The sequence below is a fragment of the Colwellia sp. 75C3 genome (genome assembly GCF_002836255.1).
Taxonomy (GTDB): Bacteria; Pseudomonadota; Gammaproteobacteria; order Enterobacterales; family Alteromonadaceae; genus Colwellia.
This window is the reverse complement of record NZ_PJAU01000056.1, coordinates 52,772-70,206: the sequence shown is the minus strand read 5'-3', so window position 1 is coordinate 70,206 and position 17,435 is coordinate 52,772. Positions and strand designations below refer to the sequence as shown.

18 protein-coding genes are annotated in these 17,435 nt (G+C 37.6%); 5 read left to right on the top strand and 13 right to left on the bottom strand.

The window, feature by feature from the left end; translation table 11 throughout:
• Window positions 1–12 precede the first annotated feature (12 nt).
• The 5 genes from CXF85_RS15640 to CXF85_RS15620 all read right to left on the bottom strand — a co-directional run bounded on the left by CXF85_RS15640 (window position 13) and on the right by CXF85_RS15620 (window position 4,983).
• Window positions 13–1,953, bottom strand: coding sequence for a hypothetical protein (locus CXF85_RS15640; RefSeq protein ID WP_101229590.1), 1,941 nt, complete (start codon window positions 1,951–1,953; stop codon window positions 13–15).
• Window positions 1,954–1,994: 41 nt separating this feature from the next.
• A complete protein-coding gene (locus CXF85_RS15635) occupies window positions 1,995–2,402 on the bottom strand; it encodes a DUF2069 domain-containing protein (RefSeq protein ID WP_101229589.1) in 408 nt (135 codons plus the stop codon).
• Between the two features lie 42 nt (window positions 2,403–2,444).
• On the bottom strand, window positions 2,445–2,795 hold the full coding sequence (gene arsC / locus CXF85_RS15630; protein ID WP_101229588.1) for an arsenate reductase (glutaredoxin): 351 nt from the start codon (window positions 2,793–2,795) through the stop codon (window positions 2,445–2,447).
• A 69-nt stretch (window positions 2,796–2,864) separates the two neighbouring features.
• Complete coding sequence (locus CXF85_RS15625; RefSeq protein ID WP_232771230.1) at window positions 2,865–4,334, bottom strand: M48 family metalloprotease; 1,470 nt, start codon at window positions 4,332–4,334, stop codon at window positions 2,865–2,867.
• 40 nt (window positions 4,335–4,374) lie between these two features.
• A complete protein-coding gene (locus CXF85_RS15620) occupies window positions 4,375–4,983 on the bottom strand; it encodes a hypothetical protein (protein WP_101229587.1) in 609 nt (202 codons plus the stop codon).
• A gap of 135 nt (window positions 4,984–5,118) precedes the next feature.
• Here CXF85_RS15620 and CXF85_RS15615 point away from each other — a divergent pair, with 135 nt between their 5' ends.
• Genes CXF85_RS15615 through CXF85_RS15605 form a run of 3 tightly spaced genes read left to right on the top strand, consistent with a single transcriptional unit; the run spans window position 5,119 to window position 6,950 of the window.
• Complete coding sequence (locus CXF85_RS15615) at window positions 5,119–5,367, top strand: sulfurtransferase TusA family protein (protein ID WP_101229586.1); 249 nt, start codon at window positions 5,119–5,121, stop codon at window positions 5,365–5,367.
• Window positions 5,368–5,373: 6 nt separating this feature from the next.
• Window positions 5,374–6,453 (top strand): AI-2E family transporter, encoded by a 1,080-nt coding sequence (locus tag CXF85_RS15610; RefSeq protein ID WP_101229585.1) that lies wholly within the window; start codon window positions 5,374–5,376, stop codon window positions 6,451–6,453.
• 32 nt (window positions 6,454–6,485) lie between these two features.
• Window positions 6,486–6,950 carry a methylglyoxal synthase gene (locus CXF85_RS15605; protein ID WP_101229584.1) on the top strand — a complete coding sequence of 155 codons (465 nt, stop codon included), beginning with the start codon at window positions 6,486–6,488 and terminating at the stop codon, window positions 6,948–6,950.
• 196 nt (window positions 6,951–7,146) lie between these two features.
• On the opposite strand, the gene bcp is transcribed toward CXF85_RS15605, so the two are convergent.
• Window positions 7,147–7,620, bottom strand: a complete 474-nt coding sequence (bcp, locus tag CXF85_RS15600) for a thioredoxin-dependent thiol peroxidase (protein WP_101229583.1) — start codon at window positions 7,618–7,620, stop codon at window positions 7,147–7,149.
• Window positions 7,621–7,668: 48 nt separating this feature from the next.
• Entirely contained in the window at window positions 7,669–8,196 is a 528-nt protein-coding gene (locus tag CXF85_RS15595; RefSeq protein ID WP_101229582.1) for a glycine cleavage system protein R, read from the bottom strand.
• A 217-nt stretch (window positions 8,197–8,413) separates the two neighbouring features.
• Here CXF85_RS15595 and bamC point away from each other — a divergent pair, with 217 nt between their 5' ends.
• On the top strand, window positions 8,414–9,583 hold the full coding sequence (gene bamC / locus CXF85_RS15590; protein ID WP_101229581.1) for an outer membrane protein assembly factor BamC: 1,170 nt from the start codon (window positions 8,414–8,416) through the stop codon (window positions 9,581–9,583).
• Between the two features lie 369 nt (window positions 9,584–9,952).
• Here the strand turns inward: bamC and CXF85_RS15580 are convergent, their stop codons facing one another.
• The 4 genes from CXF85_RS15580 to CXF85_RS15565 all read right to left on the bottom strand — a co-directional run bounded on the left by CXF85_RS15580 (window position 9,953) and on the right by CXF85_RS15565 (window position 13,165).
• Window positions 9,953–10,666, bottom strand: coding sequence for a M15 family metallopeptidase (locus CXF85_RS15580; protein WP_101229579.1), 714 nt, complete (start codon window positions 10,664–10,666; stop codon window positions 9,953–9,955).
• Between the two features lie 52 nt (window positions 10,667–10,718).
• Window positions 10,719–11,909: a succinyl-diaminopimelate desuccinylase gene (dapE, locus tag CXF85_RS15575; RefSeq protein ID WP_442871877.1), complete on the bottom strand. Its 1,191-nt coding sequence runs from the start codon at window positions 11,907–11,909 to the stop codon at window positions 10,719–10,721.
• Between the two features lie 75 nt (window positions 11,910–11,984).
• Window positions 11,985–12,335: an arsenate reductase gene (locus CXF85_RS15570; protein WP_101229577.1), complete on the bottom strand. Its 351-nt coding sequence runs from the start codon at window positions 12,333–12,335 to the stop codon at window positions 11,985–11,987.
• Window positions 12,336–12,523: 188 nt separating this feature from the next.
• Window positions 12,524–13,165 (bottom strand): LysE family translocator, encoded by a 642-nt coding sequence (locus CXF85_RS15565; protein ID WP_101229576.1) that lies wholly within the window; start codon window positions 13,163–13,165, stop codon window positions 12,524–12,526.
• Between the two features lie 114 nt (window positions 13,166–13,279).
• Here CXF85_RS15565 and CXF85_RS15560 point away from each other — a divergent pair, with 114 nt between their 5' ends.
• Window positions 13,280–14,206 (top strand): LysR family transcriptional regulator, encoded by a 927-nt coding sequence (locus CXF85_RS15560; protein ID WP_101229575.1) that lies wholly within the window; start codon window positions 13,280–13,282, stop codon window positions 14,204–14,206.
• 155 nt (window positions 14,207–14,361) lie between these two features.
• On the opposite strand, the gene CXF85_RS15555 is transcribed toward CXF85_RS15560, so the two are convergent.
• Complete coding sequence (locus CXF85_RS15555) at window positions 14,362–14,742, bottom strand: ACT domain-containing protein (RefSeq protein WP_101229574.1); 381 nt, start codon at window positions 14,740–14,742, stop codon at window positions 14,362–14,364.
• Window positions 14,743–15,288: 546 nt separating this feature from the next.
• On the bottom strand, window positions 15,289–17,409 hold the full coding sequence (pta, locus tag CXF85_RS15550) for a phosphate acetyltransferase (protein WP_101229573.1): 2,121 nt from the start codon (window positions 17,407–17,409) through the stop codon (window positions 15,289–15,291).
• Between the last annotated feature and the right edge of the window lie 26 nt (window positions 17,410–17,435).

The following is a 17,435-nucleotide window of genomic DNA, read 5'->3' as shown; positions in this document are numbered from 1 at the left end:
TAATCGTTACAGCTAATGAACAGGTAACGGTTTTTGATAATAGCGGTTAAAGTTATTTACTGGCTGTGTTTTAACATCTTTTGATGATGAACGGGTAAAGTCGTCAGGATTAGTATAACTTTTCAGCTGTTTTATTAAATTACTCAGAGTTGGTTCGCTTGGACTAATGGTTAAATTATCAATCCAGCTATCTCCTTCAACCATTTCAATAGGCGTTGTAACTAAGTTCATTGCAGCTTGACTGTCAAATTCAGGCAATACTCGACTGGCGCTAAAAAGGACTCTAGCTCTTAATTTATCGTCTCCAATGCGGCCACGTTGTCCCCAAGTGACAATATAATCAGCAGCGGAAATGTTTTCACCTGTGGGCTGGTTCGTGATAGCAACATCACGTATTACCGCAAAGCGGTTTTGCATCATTAACTCTTCAAATAACATGGCGTAATCTTCACGTAGACTTGAGTAAGCATAAAAGTCTGAGGCACGATCAGGACTGAAAAATCCTTTTATATCTATAGGTAAATAATCTTTTTGCGTTTCATTTGCTGTCTCACCAGCAAAGCTCACTTGGCCCAAATTACGCATCTCTTGGCTTGCTAATGGCAAGGTAATAGCCAATTCATCTGACTCGAAATTTGTACTGACAGCAGCATCAAGCACTCGTTGGCTGCTATTATGCACATACCATTCATTACTTGGGAAAAAATCATTGGCATGAGCGAGTTCATGGTACATCAGTGATGTTAAGCGAAATAAACCCTCGGATGCTGTTCGAGTAACCCGGGATGATTTACTGTAACTGAAACTAGCATAGTCATTATCTTTGACATAGCGCCACGGCATCACGAATTGTAAGTCGTTACCAAAATCAGCCCTAAAATCAGGCGCTTCATTAATAGTATCTCGTTCTTGAGGAGTTAACCAAAAGTTTTCTGCGTCTAAATATATGGCGCCTGTGGCAGCCCAATAAAATGAAGGACGCACATCATAAGAGATAACGATTGCCGTTGTTGCTCTTAACAAGTTTTTTATATCGTTGTTAGTATCATTATTGGTCAAATATTCTTTAAAGCGATCACCCATCCATCGATGTGAAACAACAACGCGATCCATAATGTTTTCTATTGATGGTGCAGTTGAAACGCTTTTAACTTCTTCTGCTAATAGCGGTGTTTTCGCTAAAGTACACGAGCTGCTTAAGGTATTAGAGTAAACACAAGCAACTAGGTTATCAGCATAAGGGCTATTGCTGTTATAGGCAAAAACTGAGGCTTTACGGTCTGAAAAATAAGCATTACTTCCAATTGCAGCAGCAGGCTCTACTAATACTGCGACTTTATCACTGTAAGTGGTGTTATCTACATCAGAGGCTGTAACATTAAATACAATGATGGTATCTAGGCTAACGTTTGGCGCATCAAAAAATATAGCGAGTTCACCGTTAGTATTTTCTGTGGTTAAGGTAACACTAGGACCAGAAACTTGTTGCCATACTAAAGTATCTGCATCAATCGTTGCGTCTATTTCACTTCGAAATGATACCTTGTTGTCAGCTAGTGCCACATGAGATAAACGGTTAGTGACTTTATGGGAGTCTTCAGTGACAGATATACTTTTGTCCAAGGTTTTTTCAAGTTCATTATTAAGCGTGAAAGTGACACTAAAACTGTAATCGCCTGGAAGACTAGGAGTAAATGAAACTACTTTACTTGTTTTAGCTAAAATCGTAACTGGCTCCCCAGCGGTTTGCTTCCAGCTAATATTACTTAAACTGTCATTAGGATAGTGAAGAAGAAGATCTATGCCTTGATTAATATTTTGTGTTTCATCCAACTGTATTATGCTATCCACTGAGTAATCCGTTTCATTAAAAGAATTACCATTACACGCTGCTAATAACGTGATGAGTGCCAATGAGAGTAATAAGTAGACGTTTACAATATTTATGCGCATTCACTTCTTCCTTGTTATTTTTCGAGAAAAAACGGGTAGATCTATTTATTATCTGAATCTACGTTTTTCTTTTTTCGGATACTCAGACCAAGTTCCTGACCACGGAATTTAGCATAATAAGTGGCACCAAAAAACATAGTACTAGCAAATATCAACTCTAATATGGCCCATATTCTGTCTGCAGGCAATACCCAGAGTGTCGTTAAGCTATGTAAAAAGTAGATTAATACAATAAAGTTAGACCAAGCATAAGTAAAAGGGTTGCCTTGTAACATACCTTTTAACGGAAACAGTAATGGCAGAGTAAATAACAATAAAGAGGTAGAAACACTTAGACTCTCGCTGGGACTGAGAAGGATTAGCCATAAGGGCATGAAGATGAGTAATGAAAAGTATCCTGTTAGGGCTACTTTTTTGTAGTTACTCGTTGTCATTCTTTGTTTATTCATTGGGCTGCTTATATATTTTAATAGGTTAACTGGATTGTATGATTAAAAGAAATCTAAAACATTCTCTGGCGGGCGACCGATGATAGCTTTGCTGCCATTGGTTACAATAGGGCGTTCAACTAACTTTGGTGTATTAGCCATAGCGTTAATTAGCACTTCATCATTAGCACCTTTCAAGTTTTGCTCAGAAAATTCAGCTTCTTTAACGCGCATCATGTTAAGTACTGAGCAATCAAGCTGTACTAATAGTTGTCTAATGTCATCATGAGACAGTGGTGTTTTTAAATATTCAACAATACTAATGTCTTGGTTAGTCTTTTGTGCTTGATCTTCGAGTAATGCTAAAGTTTGACGACTTTTAGAACATCTAGGATTGTGATAGATAGTGAACATTGGTTTTCCTTTGCTAATTTAATGATAGTTAAACGGTCATTACATGGTAATTAAATGCTAATAACAAGACTATAAGCGTTTTAAACGATTTTCTTGTTCTTGTAGTTGTAAGATACGGGCCTTTACTCTTCTTTGCATTAAAGGTTGCTCTTCAAGAAATCCATAACTGGTTTGTAATTCGTCAACTGCTTTTGGATAAGCGCCAAGTAAAGCAAATACTTCAGCTTTACTCATATGCATTAAGCCGGTTTTCTTTTGAGTACGGTATAAAGTGGTTAATATATCATAAGCGATAAAGTTACCGGGATTGACTAACAAAAAGTCTTGTAATATTTGTGCTGCAAGGTCATATTCTTTAACTTTGAGCAGAGCGTTGGCATAGTTCAAACTCACAACTTGGTTGTTAGGCATGAATAAATTTAATTGCTCAAGCATTTTGACCGCTTTAGTTGCTTGGTCATTTGCTATGTAGACATCCGTTAACGCATCGACATAAAATAAATTACTTTTGTCCTTTTGCTTTAATGCCTCTAATAACTGTAAAGCTTCAATCGTTTGTTTGTCTTCAAAATAGGCTAGGGCTAAACCATATTGCGCAGCATCTTTGATGGCATAGCGTTTTTTAGCTATTTGTTGCTTAAAAAATGCTATGTTTGATTTTGCATCGCCTTGGTAGCGAGCCTTTAATCTCGCTTTAGTGAGTTCAAAACCTAGGCTAGGTGGTAGTGGTCTTGCTGGATAATTTAAAGCTCGTTGGCGAGCATCGGCTATACGTGATTCTGGTAATGGATGAGTCAGTAACATGGCTGGTGGTTTACTAGCATAGCGATATTTAGTCGACATTTTGCTAAAAAAGCTTGCCGCACCTTGGGGATCAAAATTACTACTGGCTAACAAGGCAATACCAACTCGGTCAGCTTCTTTTTCGTTACCGCGTGTGTAGTTAATACTCGCTTGTTGTGTTACGGCCATACTAGCCGTAAGCGCTGCCATACCTACCGTAGGATTAACTAAAGTAAGTAGCACACTAGAAAGCATAGCTGCCATGGTTAAACTTTGGGTTTGGCTTTGTGATTCTAAGCGACGTGCTAAATGGCGCTGGGTAACGTGAGATATTTCATGCGCAATAACCGACGCTAATTCACTTTCGGTGTCAGCAGTGGTTACTAAACCACTGTGAATACCTACATGACCGCCAAAAAATGCAAAAGCGTTTAATTCTTTATTATTGATAAGGAAAAATTCAAAAGCATAATTAACTCCTTCAGCATTTTTCACTAAGGTATTGCCTAAGTGATTGATGTATTCAATGAGCACAGGATCTTGAACGAGTGGTTGTGAACCACGTAATTGGCGCATCATCGCTTGACCAATTTGAGGCTCTTTATCGGTTGATAATACGCTGTAACCAGAAATACCTATATCAGGTAATTTATTTTTGTTGTTCTGATTATCGATGGCGCTAGCATTAAAACTAGTCGCTGTAGCAATACCTAATGTTAGTAACAAGGTAATAAACATGGGTTTTAGGTTAAACAATATTACATCCTATGGTCATAATTGAAGTGATTAAGCCCACTTAGGCTTCTTGAGTAAGGATATTACCATTTCTTTTAGCAATTTCTTGGTAAAACTCGGCAATACTATAACCTTTGACCGTAATAATTTGAAAAGATTCGCTCAAAATTGTAATCAATTGTTCAACTTTGTAGTGCGCGAATTTTAAGAGTGCCATATCTGCATCATCACCGTGTTGAAAACAGTGAATCGCGAAAGCAATTAAGCTATTAATGCGAAAGAGCAATTGCATTTTTTCAGGTAACCAATTATTAAAAGGACAGTTGCCTTTCTTAAGCATGCTCATAGAGACAACTTCACCATCAATAACCGGGAAACAATGCAACTCGTAGCCCATGTCACTGAACTCATGACGCAAGCTAATTTGTGGCTTGTTTTTTACGTGAATACTACCATCAGTATTTTTGCTTGCACCTAACAGGGGTAAGTTCCATGAGTTTGGGTTTAAAATTTGTTTATAGGCACTATCAAACCCATGCGTTAGTATGCCGTCTAAATCACCTAAAGACGAAGAAAATAGGTGATAAATAGCTGACGTTTCACCCCAGTTAATTTTCTTTTTATATGCATTGATTTCTTTTAAGTTAGCAGTTCGGCTTAATGAACTCATTTTATTAATATTCCTAGCAAAAAATTGATTTTCATAAGACTTCCCCATAGAGGTAGGCTATTATAACTTGAATTAGCACAATGGATTAATTGTCGCAAATTAGTGAATTAAATTAAAGCGATGTTTTAAGATTATATGATTTATAAATATGATGGTAGCGGGGAAAAATGTCCTGTACCTTTAGTCAATTTACGTTTGTTACTAAAAAAAATGCAAGGTAGCGATCAATGTATAATTAGCATTGATGATATCGGTTCTATTAGTGATATTCCTAAGTTATTGGATAAACAGGGGTATTGTTATCGAGAACATGCTATTGAAAATGGTATCGTAGAGCTAACAATCGATGCACTCAAGCGCAATGAGCACAAATTAAAGAAATAGGTAGTTATGTTTAAGTTATTTAGTGATTGGTACACCCGTAAATTCTCAGACCCTCATGCGGTCACTCTGGTTGTTATTTTAATTTGTATTGCATTGTTTATTGCTTTGTTTAGTAGCCTACTGATGCCGGTATTTGTCGCTATAGCATTAGCTTTCTTGTTAGACCTTCCGGTCAATAAACTAATGCAGAACTCAATGTCGCGCTCTAGTGCAACCGTTGTGGTTGTGGTTACTTTTCTAGGATTTTCCTTGTTAGCGGTCTTAGGGTTAATGCCGATTATATGGAAACAAAGCAGTAACTTATTGCAAGAAATACCCCATATGATCACCCAGGTACAAGTCTATTTAATGACCTTACCTGAAAAATATCCAGACTTAGTCGATGTTGCTCAAATAGAAAGTTTTATTGTCCTAGTAAATGATAATTTACTTGAATGGGGGCAGGTGGCACTAAAAGCGTCATTAAATTCCATTTCTGATATCGTCGCTTTAATGGTTTACTTAATTCTTGTGCCGCTAATGATATTTTTCTTCTTGAAAGATAAAACAGAATTAATGAGCAGTATTGCGCATTTCCTTCCTAAAGAACGTCGTATGGCAATTAAGGTAAGCCAAGAAATGAACCAACAAATTTTGAATTATATCCGTGGTAAAGTCATTGAAATTCTTATTGTTGGTACATCAACGACAATTGCTTTTATGTTCCTTGATTTACAATATGCACTATTATTAGGGGTTTTAGTTGGTTTGTCGGTACTTGTGCCTTATGTCGGTGCTACCGTTGTAACCCTACCAGTCCTGTTGGTAGCACTTTTTCAATTTGGATTTAGCAGTGAGTTTGGCTACGTTATGCTTGCTTACGGAATAATTCAAGCCGTGGATGGCAATGTTATTGTACCGTTACTTTTTTCTGAAGCGGTTAATTTACATCCTGTTCTTATCATTATCGCAGTAATATTTTTTGGTGGTTTATGGGGCTTTTGGGGCGTATTTTTTGCCATTCCGCTAGCAACCCTAGTGAAGGCGGTAATTAATGCTTGGCCGACAATACCGGATACGGAAAGTACAAGTGAAGCCCAATCATAGTCGAGTTATAAAGCAAGTAACATGGAGCTAATATGGAATTAACGTACACCCAAAGACTGATGCCAGCACATAAGCGTATGGCACTTGTTGCTCATGATAATAAAAAAGCTGATCTGATCGCTTGGGCACAGAAGCGAAGTGATGATTTAAAGTATCACCATTTATTCGCTACCGGCACCACAGGAACCTTATTAAGTACGGCTATTGGCCTACCGGTAAAGTGTTTATTCTCTGGCCCAATGGGTGGTGATCAACAGTTAGGTGCATTAATCGCGGAAGGCGAGATTGATGTGATGATTTTTTTCTGGGATCCGTTAGATGCGGTACCCCATGATCCCGATGTAAAAGCGTTGTTAAGATTAGCTGCCGTATGGAATATTCCCGTAGCGACCAATAAATCAACGGCCAACTTTCTAATGGACTCAGAGTTGATGACACAAGAAAGTTTTATTGAAATTCCAGATTATGCTGCTTACCTAACTGAGCGTACGAAGTAAAATCAACCTGTGATAAGTAAAGTGACCTAATCAGTTCCTGTCGCTCATATATACCAGCCCTTTGGAGAAACCTGAGCATCTTCAAGTAGAGCGGGTATATAAAGTAAAAAAGCCCTAAGCTAATATTACCTAGCTTAGGGCTTTTTATTTGTTCTTTTAGTGCTGAGTTAGCCACTTGTAAATACTTATTAAGCGACTAACTCAATTCATTTAAAACAGCTAAAACAACATCATGATGTTCTTTCGTTTTAAATTTATTGAAAACATGGCTGATTTTTCCATCAACGCCAATTAGGAAGCTTAAACGATGAATACCATCGTATTCTTTACCCATAAATTTCTTTAAACCCCAAACACCAAATTCATCGGCTACTTGGTGATCAACATCAGATAAAAGTGAAAAGTTTAAGCTATCACGTTCGCAAAATTTAGTTAGGCGTTTTACTTCATCAGGACTGATACCAAAAACAACCGTATTTAAGGCGGCAAGTTCCGCCTTTATATCGCGTAACCCTTGCGCCTGAACGGTACAACCTGGAGTCATCGCTTTAGGGTAAAAATATACCAGTACTTGCTGTTTACCAATATAGTCAGCCAATGAGATTGACTCATCATTTTCATTGTTTAGGGTAAATAGTGGTGCGGTATCACCAACGTTTAGAGTATTCATAATAAGGTCACTTTTATTCGTTTATTTTAAAGTTATTATTGCTGAGAGCTACAATAAGTTAGTATTGGCTTTTTTGATACAACCTTGTACGTCGGTTTGCTGACAGAGCTCTAGGAAATCACGCTCTAGCTCATCAATACTAATTTTTTCAGTTAGAGCAAACAAGATATTGGCGCTCATATGGTTGGTTTTCGGATCTATTTCTGACTTTAACGAAGAGATGTCTATTTTACGTGTGGCAAAGAAGGCGGTCATTGATTTTAGAATGCCTGGTTGGTCGATACCTGAATATTCGGCTTGGTAATGTTTTACTAAATCAAAAGTTCTGTGACCAGAGGTGCGTTTCATCATAGTGATTAAATCCAAACTATGCGCAAGTTTCGGAATTCTAGCTTCAATCTTATTAATCGCTCTGGTATCACCAGTAAGCAACATAATAAAGGTAAATTCAGAGCCGAAAATGGCCATTCGGCTGTCTAATATATTACATTCGCATTCACTTGCTAATTTAGTTAATTCACTAACACAACCAGTTCTGTCCGATCCCATCGCTGTTAGTACTAAATACTTTGACATTCATTGCGCCTATGTTGTCATGAAAGGCGTATTGTAACTGATCATGATTAAAGTTGGAATCATCTTACATTTTTGTGGTCATATAACTTGTGTTTGTAAAATCAGCCAAGTACCATGGGGCGCTGTATTTGCCCTGTATTATATCGAATTATTTTTAGTATTTTTTAGTGAGCTTAGAGGGTTTTGACTATCAATAACCTAAGCCACAGGAGTTTTAATGAGTTGTAGAGCATTTTATTTATCACTGTTAGCCTTGTCACTAACAGCTTGTGGATCTGTTAATAATAAACAAGCACAAGGTAGTTTTGATTATCAGCATAAGCCTGAAGCTAACGATCTCGTTATTCCTGCTAATTTGAATAAACCAAAGCAAACTAAAGATTTTTTTATCACAAATAAGATAAACCATCAAGGTCCTGTCGGAAAGGACATGGATATTCGAGCACCTTCTTTAGTTATGCCTGTTGCTGCGTCTTCACGTGTTGTTGATGAATCAAATATCGCCATCATTTGGTTTGATAAGGTATTGGAAGACAAAGATTTATTAGAATTTATCGAAAAGGTGGTCAAAGAACAGTTAACGGAAGACGAAATTACCTATAACTACGTTGAAGAAGATACGGAAGTAACCTTAAGTAAAGTTATTGAAGGATCGACCAGTTTAAAAGAAACCAGTATCAAACGTGAAGGTATTAAAACGGCTATAATTGAGTCTGATTGGTATCATAATGAAATTGATGCTGGTTGGATCTTCACTGACATTCAATTCTCTAAGAGTTTGCGCTTTCGTTACCAATTACTTGCTAAACCGCATGGTCGTAGTGTTTCATTACGTGTTTCATTAATCGATTTCATTCAAACGGATGAAACAGGTGGTAGCAAAACAATGGATCCTATTGATAAGCAACGCGCCGAAAAAGCGATGCTTAATGAGTTAATAGCCGCCGTTGATTATAACTATCGTGTTCAACAACGTGCAGATCGTTTAACTCGTGCGAATCAAAAATTAGTAACCCTAGGTAAAAATATTGAAGAAGAGCCTGCTTATGTGGTTGAAATGGGCTTAGAGGATTTATGGGGTAACATGCCATTATTCTTCGAAAACAATGGCTTTACTATTAACGATCTTAATGAAGATAAAAAGATTTATTATGTAGACTTCGTTCAACCGGATACAAGTATATGGGACAGTATCTGGGGTGATGATGCGCCAGTAGTCGATGTTAATGATGCTAATTATCAATTTGTATTAGCGCCGCTTGACGAACTTAACCATAAGACATCAGTAACTATTTATAATGCTGCAGGTGAGCCATTACCACTTGAAACATTAGAAAGAATATTCCCAGTAATAGAAAAAGGTTTATCGTTTAGAGATGTTTTCTAACGTTAGATTGATCTAAGTAAAGTATATCCCTAAACTGGTTTGTGAGGCTTGGGGATATAACTTTACAGACATAAAAAAACTCCGATAGTTGGAGTTTTTTTATGTCTGAATTTTGCTGTTTATTTCAGAGGGTTTTTCTCGACAGGTTTCATTTTATGAGCACTTTTATTTGTTCTAGGTAGTGTCTCTTCTCGGTCGTTTAAACTTTTTTTACGCATTCTTTGTTTTGAGCTTTTTTGAAATGTGCTCAAATTTCCTATGATAATAACGACTGTTATTACTATCATAAAAATAGCTAACCAATTGTCCATTGGGCTGCCTCTTGGTAAGTTGGTGGAGTTAATTCGCTAAAATTAGTACCTTCGATGACTATTTAGCCAGTATAACATTGCTTGGTGCATCACAAACATTGTTAATATAACGATTTGCTATGTCATCTATATTTTCAATAATGACATCTTTACCTAATATAGCGCTGTTTTTTAGTGCTTGTGTTAATAGTTCTACATCAAATGCTTGTTGGTATTGTTGAGCTAATGGCAGGTATGATAAATGCCAAGGCTCTTTGGCAACACCACCTTGAAAGCGTGCGTAAGGGAAATAAAAGCCAAACTGGTGCGCGTATTGACCAAGCCAAGCTGATAACTTTGCTAATGGTCCTTGTTCACTGTATTCCCATGGTTCAAGTTGTAATTGATAATCTTCAGCTAATAGATTTGGCGCGTACACATCAATGTCACAACCCCAATGATGGCGGCTTGCCCCAGGTAGGGCAGAATAAAGTAAAATACTGTGAGTTAGTTCAAGAGGAGATAAGTCTCCTAGAGAAACTACTTCTCCGTCACTATCTTTAATCGATGTTTTCCCCGAAAACTTGTTATTCCATAACATAAGTTGTCGATCAAATGAGCGAAATCCACTGGCAATTTCTAGCTCGATGCCATCACCTTTAGCCGCTGCCACCATCACATCAAAAGTGGCTTTCATCTCTTTATGAATGGCAACTCGTTCATTTACATAGTGTAAGTGAACGTCGGTTTGACCCAGTAATTGAGCTGGATTGATGTGCTTGCTCGTTAGCATAGCTAAATTAACCCTTATGACTAATTAAATAGAGAATTAACTAAAGAAAGAACTAAGTATTTGTTTTATGCGTACATAGAACATTAACTAAACAATGATAGTAAATATCAACGAGCTTTTCTAAATCATCACAACAAACCGACTCATTTACTTGATGGATAGTGGCGTTACAGGGTCCAAGTTCAATAACTTGTGCCCCTGTTGGCGCGATAAATCGACCATCTGAAGTGCCACCAGACGTAGATAACTGCGTCTCTTTACCGGTAACCGACAATATTGCTTGGCTAACAGCGTTTAAAAAACCGTGCTCTGATGCAACATGTTCAGTAATAAATGGCTTACCATTAAAGGTCCACTTTATATCATAATCAAGTTGGTGTTTATCAAGGATAGACTCTACTTGTTTTACAATAATTTGGTCTGTTAATTCAGTGCTGTAACGTAAGTTAAATAAGGCATTGATATGGCCAGGTACAACATTTGTTGCACCAGTACCGGCATTAATATTAGACAGTTGAAAGCTGGTAGCAGGGAAATAATCATTACCTTGGTCCCATTCAACTAAACTTAATTCGGTTAACGCAGGCATAGCTAAGTGAATGGGATTTCTCACATGCTCAGGGTAGGCAACATGGCCTTGTTTACCTTTAATATCTACCTCAGCTGAAATCGAACCACGACGACCATTTTTGACAATATCGCCGACAGAGTGAGTACTTGAAGGCTCACCAACAATACAGTAAGTTATTTTTTCATTACGTGCTTCTAAGGTATCAATAACTTTAGTGGTGCCATTGATAAATGGCCCTTCTTCATCACTTGTTATTAAATAAGCAATTGAACCTTGATGATCTGGGTGGTCTTGAACAAAGCGCTCTGTCGCTACTATCATTGCCGCCAGACTACCTTTCATGTCCGACGCACCGCGGCCATATAACATACCATCGATAATTGTTGGTTCAAATGGCGGCGTATTCCATAATTCAAGATTACCGGCAGGCACCACATCTGTGTGACCAGCAAAACAAAACACTACATCGTTTTCTTTCTTGGTTTCAGTGCTATCACGACGAGACCAAAGATTTGTGGTATCAGCAAAAATCATACTTTCATTAGTAAATCCGAGCTTTGCTAATCGCTGTGCCATCAGTTTTTGACAACCAGCATCTTCAGGGGTAACTGAAGCTCTAGACATTAGATCTATTGCCAACTCGATAACAGCGCTTTGATTTTTTTGTTCAATTTGACTCACAAGGACTACCTTTACTTAATTACAATGAAGTGGTTTTAGTGACGTATTTTTAATCGAAAAAATTAATTATTTATTAGCGAAAAGAGTTTGGTACTGATCTACTTTAAAACCAAGGTTGAGTTCACCATTTAATGGCAATAGCGGTCTTTTAAGCAGTGTAGGTTGCTCAAGCACGGTGGCAAATATAACTTCATCTGTTAAGTTGTTTTTTATCTCATCAGGCAGATTACGAAAGGTTGTGCTGCGCTTGTTTAATAATAAAGACCAATCACTTTGGCTAACAAATTCTGTTAATAACTCGGCGGTTAACGGTTGCTTTTTAAAGTCATAAAGCTGATGTGCAATGTCATTTGCTTCAAGCCATTTAGTGGCCTTTCTCACGGTATCGCAATTTTTTATGCCGTATAAGATAATCATCTCTGAGCGTTTCCAATGTCTAATAATCAAGGCTTAATATGATATCAGAAACGATAGGCTATATCCGCTTTTCTTCGGATAGCTGAATGCCTAATCACCAGAGATGCTATGGCTCTTTAATATCGATAACCTGTGCTATTTCGGTAGTAAATTTATTGTCCAAATCGAAATATGAAACAGACTTTTACTTAAATAGAATTTACTAAGGTGAGTTTTATAGCAATTATCATTAAGACAAACCCCGACACTTTATCAATTTTCTGTTTTTGTCTATTGAAGCGAGGCAAAATATTTGGGTGTGATAATAATAAAGCAATACCGCTGTACCAGATGAAATGTGCCAACATAATGATCAATCCATAAGTTATTTGCATTATTAAGGGCGTATCTACCGACACAACTTGGGTAAAAATACTCAAGAAAAAGATAGATGTTTTGGGGTTTAATATATTGCAAGTAAAGCCTAAACGTAATGCCTTAAAAGCTGACATCCGGGCTGTTTTATTGTTTTTATCTTTATTTAAAAGAGCAGGTGTTGTTAATAACTGCCAGGCAATATAAATAAGATACGCGGCACCTAAGTATTTAATGGCCGTAAATAACCATGGCGAATTTGCAATAATTACGGCTAATCCTGCAATTGAATAACTGGCATGAATACAAACAGATAAACACATGCCTAAGCTCATATATAAACCGGCTAAACGACCATTGTAGATACTGGTACGCGTCACCATCACAAAATCAGCTCCTGGTAACATAGCCATAAAAATAGCGATTGTACTTACCGCAATAATTTCTGCCATATACGTATTTATTAGTGCTTCCATATTTTCCTCTTACAATGTGAAGTCTGTTCAAGCAAGCCGCTTATTATCCAACAACTATGTTAATCTATGAGATATTTAAAACAATACACACATTTGTAAAAGGACTTGTGCCTCATGGACACAAATAAACTAATGCCTTTATTAGCTGACATGGCTATTTTGGTTACTGTGGTTGAGCAGGGGAACTTTAGTAAAGCGGCAAGGAAACTAGGAATTACTCCCTCGGCAGTTAGCCGACAAATTAGTCGATTAGAAGATGCGTTAGGTATCAAATTATTACAGCGAACGACAAGACAATTGGCATTAACTGAGTCAGGGAAAATAACGTTTGATTATTGCAAACAGATGGTTGAATCTGCTGAGCAAGCAGTGAATGCCAGTCGCTCTGCAACATCGACGGTTAGTGGTTTACTGAGAGTGGCTGCACCAAAATCACTAGCGAATCAGGTATTACGTCCACTCTTTGTTGAGTTTTTAAAATGCTATCCGGACATTCAGTTACATTTAAAAGTAACCGACCGTATTTTAGATCCTATTCATGACGGCGTTGATTTCTTAATTCATATTAATGACTATCCAATTGAAGCGTTGGTAAATGTTAAAATTGGTCGTGTTGAACAGGTATTATGTGCCAGTCCTGATTTCCTCGCGAACCATACTCTGCCAACACACCCCGATGATTTAAAATATTTACCGTGTATTTGCTTAGGCGAAAATATGACAGATAATCGTTGGCGATTTAGTAATAAAAATCAAAAAACAACTGTAGAAGTAACAGGATCGTATTTACTTAACCATAGTGAAATGCGTCGAGATGCCATTGAACAAGGCTTTGGTGTCGGTTCTTTACCTGATTACACCGCGCAAAAAGGGATTGAAGCGGGAAAACTAATTCCGTTATTGAAAGATTGGCATTTACAATGCAGTTACCACGGTGATATTTGTTTGCAGTATGTGCAAAGTAAATATATGCCTAATAAAAACCGCGTGTTTATCGACTTTATTAAACAAAAATCATTGGAAATTCAGCAGGATTCGTAAGAAAGGCGTCGACTATACTTTTCTGATCAGGACCGTTAGATCAGCAAAACCTAACGTAGTTCTGGTCATACTAAAGAGGCTGACTACCGCCACTGTGTCTAAATTACTTAGCTTACCGGCTGATTATTATCAAAAGAAAAAGAATAGCTTTGTCACTATATCACCAAATATTGGTTAGCGCGTAGTGCTTCAATGGCTGTATTCATACATTCTTCTTTTACCAGGATGTAATCTGTGTCAAAGGTAGAAATGGCGAAGATGCTAATTTTTTCATTCGCCAATACAGTAGAGATATTCGACAAAATCCCTGTCATAGTAAAAGCAAGCGGGCCAACGACTTCTAATGCATGCCAGTTTAACTCGACTTCATCACTTTCAATCATAATGCTTTGTGGTAAAACAATGGATATTTCGTCAAAAGTCTTTGCAATAAAAAACATACTTGCGCTAAATACTTCCCCCGGAATAGTCGCACTCTCGGATAAACTGTGGATGGCGAATTGTTCGTTAATAAGTCTAAGCGTTAACTGTGCCATTAATGTCCTTAAAGCTATCTATTTGATTAATATTCTTAGTATATTCCCATGACACATCAAACTGAATCTCGGGGGGCGTGGGTATAACTATAGCACTAGTTACTTGCTGTGTTGTTTAATGTGTTGAGATTATCATAGACTCGATCAATGTCTGCGCATTGAAAATAGCTACATTTAGGGGGAAGTTATCTAAAAGGTTTGTTTACGAAAGTTTTACTCGGTTATTTATCGGAAATATTAATAGTTGCCTTAGGGTTTTCTATCCACAAAACCTGTGGATAGAATTGTGCGTAATACGTTGTTAACTGTATATCACATTGAAATAAAAGGGAAATAACAGTTGTACGTTTTTTGACTAGCTAGGGTTTAAATACTAATAAAGTGGATAAGTCATCAAAATACACTGTTGGGTTCTTTTATCTATATAAGTAAAGTTTTAAGACGGTTAAACTTATCAAAAAATGCGTTTAACCGTCTTGTTATTTAATTATGTCCAATAAAGAACCAAGATTATTACTTTATTTCAGCCAATAAACCTATGTGATGCTACATCGTCGCCTGTATTGCTGTTAGTGCAATGGTATAAACAATATCATCGACTAATGCACCGCGAGATAAATCATTAACCGGTTTGTTCATCCCTTGTAACATAGGACCTATGCTGACTAAGTCAGCCGAACGCTGTACCGCTTTATAGGTGGTGTTACCCGTATTTAAGTCAGGGAAGATAAACACTGTCGCTTTACCCGCTACCGGACTATTAGGCGCTTTTTTCTTGGCGACGTTTTCCATAATGGCTGCATCATATTGAAGTGGTCCATCAATAATTAGATCAGGTCGCTTAGCTTTGGCTATTTCAGTGGCTCTAGCGACTTTTTCTACATCAGCACCTTGACCAGATCTGCCGGTACTGTAACTGATCATGGCAACTCTTGGTTCAATATCAAAGGCTCTAGCAGAGTCGGCAGATTGGATAGCGATATCAGCTAACTGCTCGGCATTAGGCTCAGGGTTAATAGCACAATCGCCATACACAAGCACTTGATCAGGTAACAACATAAAGAAAATTGATGAAACCAAAGAGCTATCAGGCGCAGTTTTAATCAGCTGTAAAGCAGGTCTTATAGTGTTTGCAGTGGTATTAACAGCGCCAGAAACAAGGCCATCAACTTGACCGAGTTGTAACATCATAGTGGCCAAAACAACATTGTCTTTTAAGTTCTCTAGTGCAATAACATCCGTTAGACCTTTATTTTTACGTAGCTCGACCATAGGCCCAACGTAATTATCTCTAATAGAATCGGGGTCTGTTATGATTAAATTATCAGGTAGCTGAATACCTTGATGTTCGGCAATTTGCAGAATTTCTTCTTTGTTACCAATCAATTGACAGCGAGCGATGTTACGTTCACAGCAAATTGCTGCTGCTTTAATAGTGCGTATATCTGTGCCTTCAGGTAAAACGATTAACTTATTTGCTTGGCGAGCAAGCTCGGTTAATTTATGTCTAAAAGCCGGCGGTGATAATAAGTTATAACTATTGTTCTTAGAGGTTAAGCTTTCTAGCCAATCACTACTTAAATTATCAGCAACATGTTGTTTTACTTTGTCTTGTCGCTGAATATCGTCTTTGGGTATTTCTGGGTTAAAGCCCATGATATGACGCGATGTTTGCCAAGTATCCCAGGGGACAGACAGAACAGGTAAGCCAGCATCAAGGGCTTGCTGACATAAATCCCACACCTGCTCGGAAGGTTCAAAACCATTAGTTAAAATTAAGCCGCCTAATTTTGTACCATTCAACGCCGATAAGCAGGTGGCAATAATAATGTCAGTGCGATCACCAGGGGTAACAATAAGACGACCTGGTACTAAGTAACTGACCAAATTTGATACGGTTCTAGCACAAAAAGCAACACTGCGAAAACGGCGATGTGCCATATCACCCGCGTTAAGCACTTTAGCTTCAAGGTAGTTACTAATATCACACACACGTGGAGCGATTAGATCGATGTCCCACATTACTGTGCCGAGTAAATCAAAGTGTCGGTCTTTAAAAATAGATAAATCTAACCAATGGTTTAGATTAAAATCACTTTCTATTTCTTCTTCTTTGGGCAATAAACCATATTCTTCTTGATCTGGGCAATTGAGCTTGTTGATAACACAACCAATGAGGTGTTTGTTTTTTATGCCTCCATAGGTTTCTGCGCTGACTTCAAGTCTGTCTTCAAATTCTTCTGCGCTGTCATCACCAGGGCTGGCAACTAATACAATATTTGCCCCAAGTGCTTGAGCTACATCACGGTTAATGCGACCCGCATAAGGTTGTCTAGGTGTTGGCACTAAACCTTCAATAATGATAACGTCGTGATCTTTTTTAAAAGCATTAAAGTTAGCAACAATTTCTTCTAGTACAACATCATGAAGACCATCGCCCATTTTTCCTTCTACATAGCTAAGCGATACGCTAGTACTATTTTGAGATAAGCTAATTGCTTCAATGGTTTTATTCTTTTTAGCTAAGCTATTACGTGAGGGTTGGCTAATAGGTTTAAAGTGTCCTACTTTTATTCCTTTTTGCTGACAAGCATGCAATAAACCTAACGATACGCTGGTTAAGCCTACGCCTGAGCCAACAGGGATTAGCATAATTCTATGTGGCATAAATCAAATCCTATATATTCTTTATT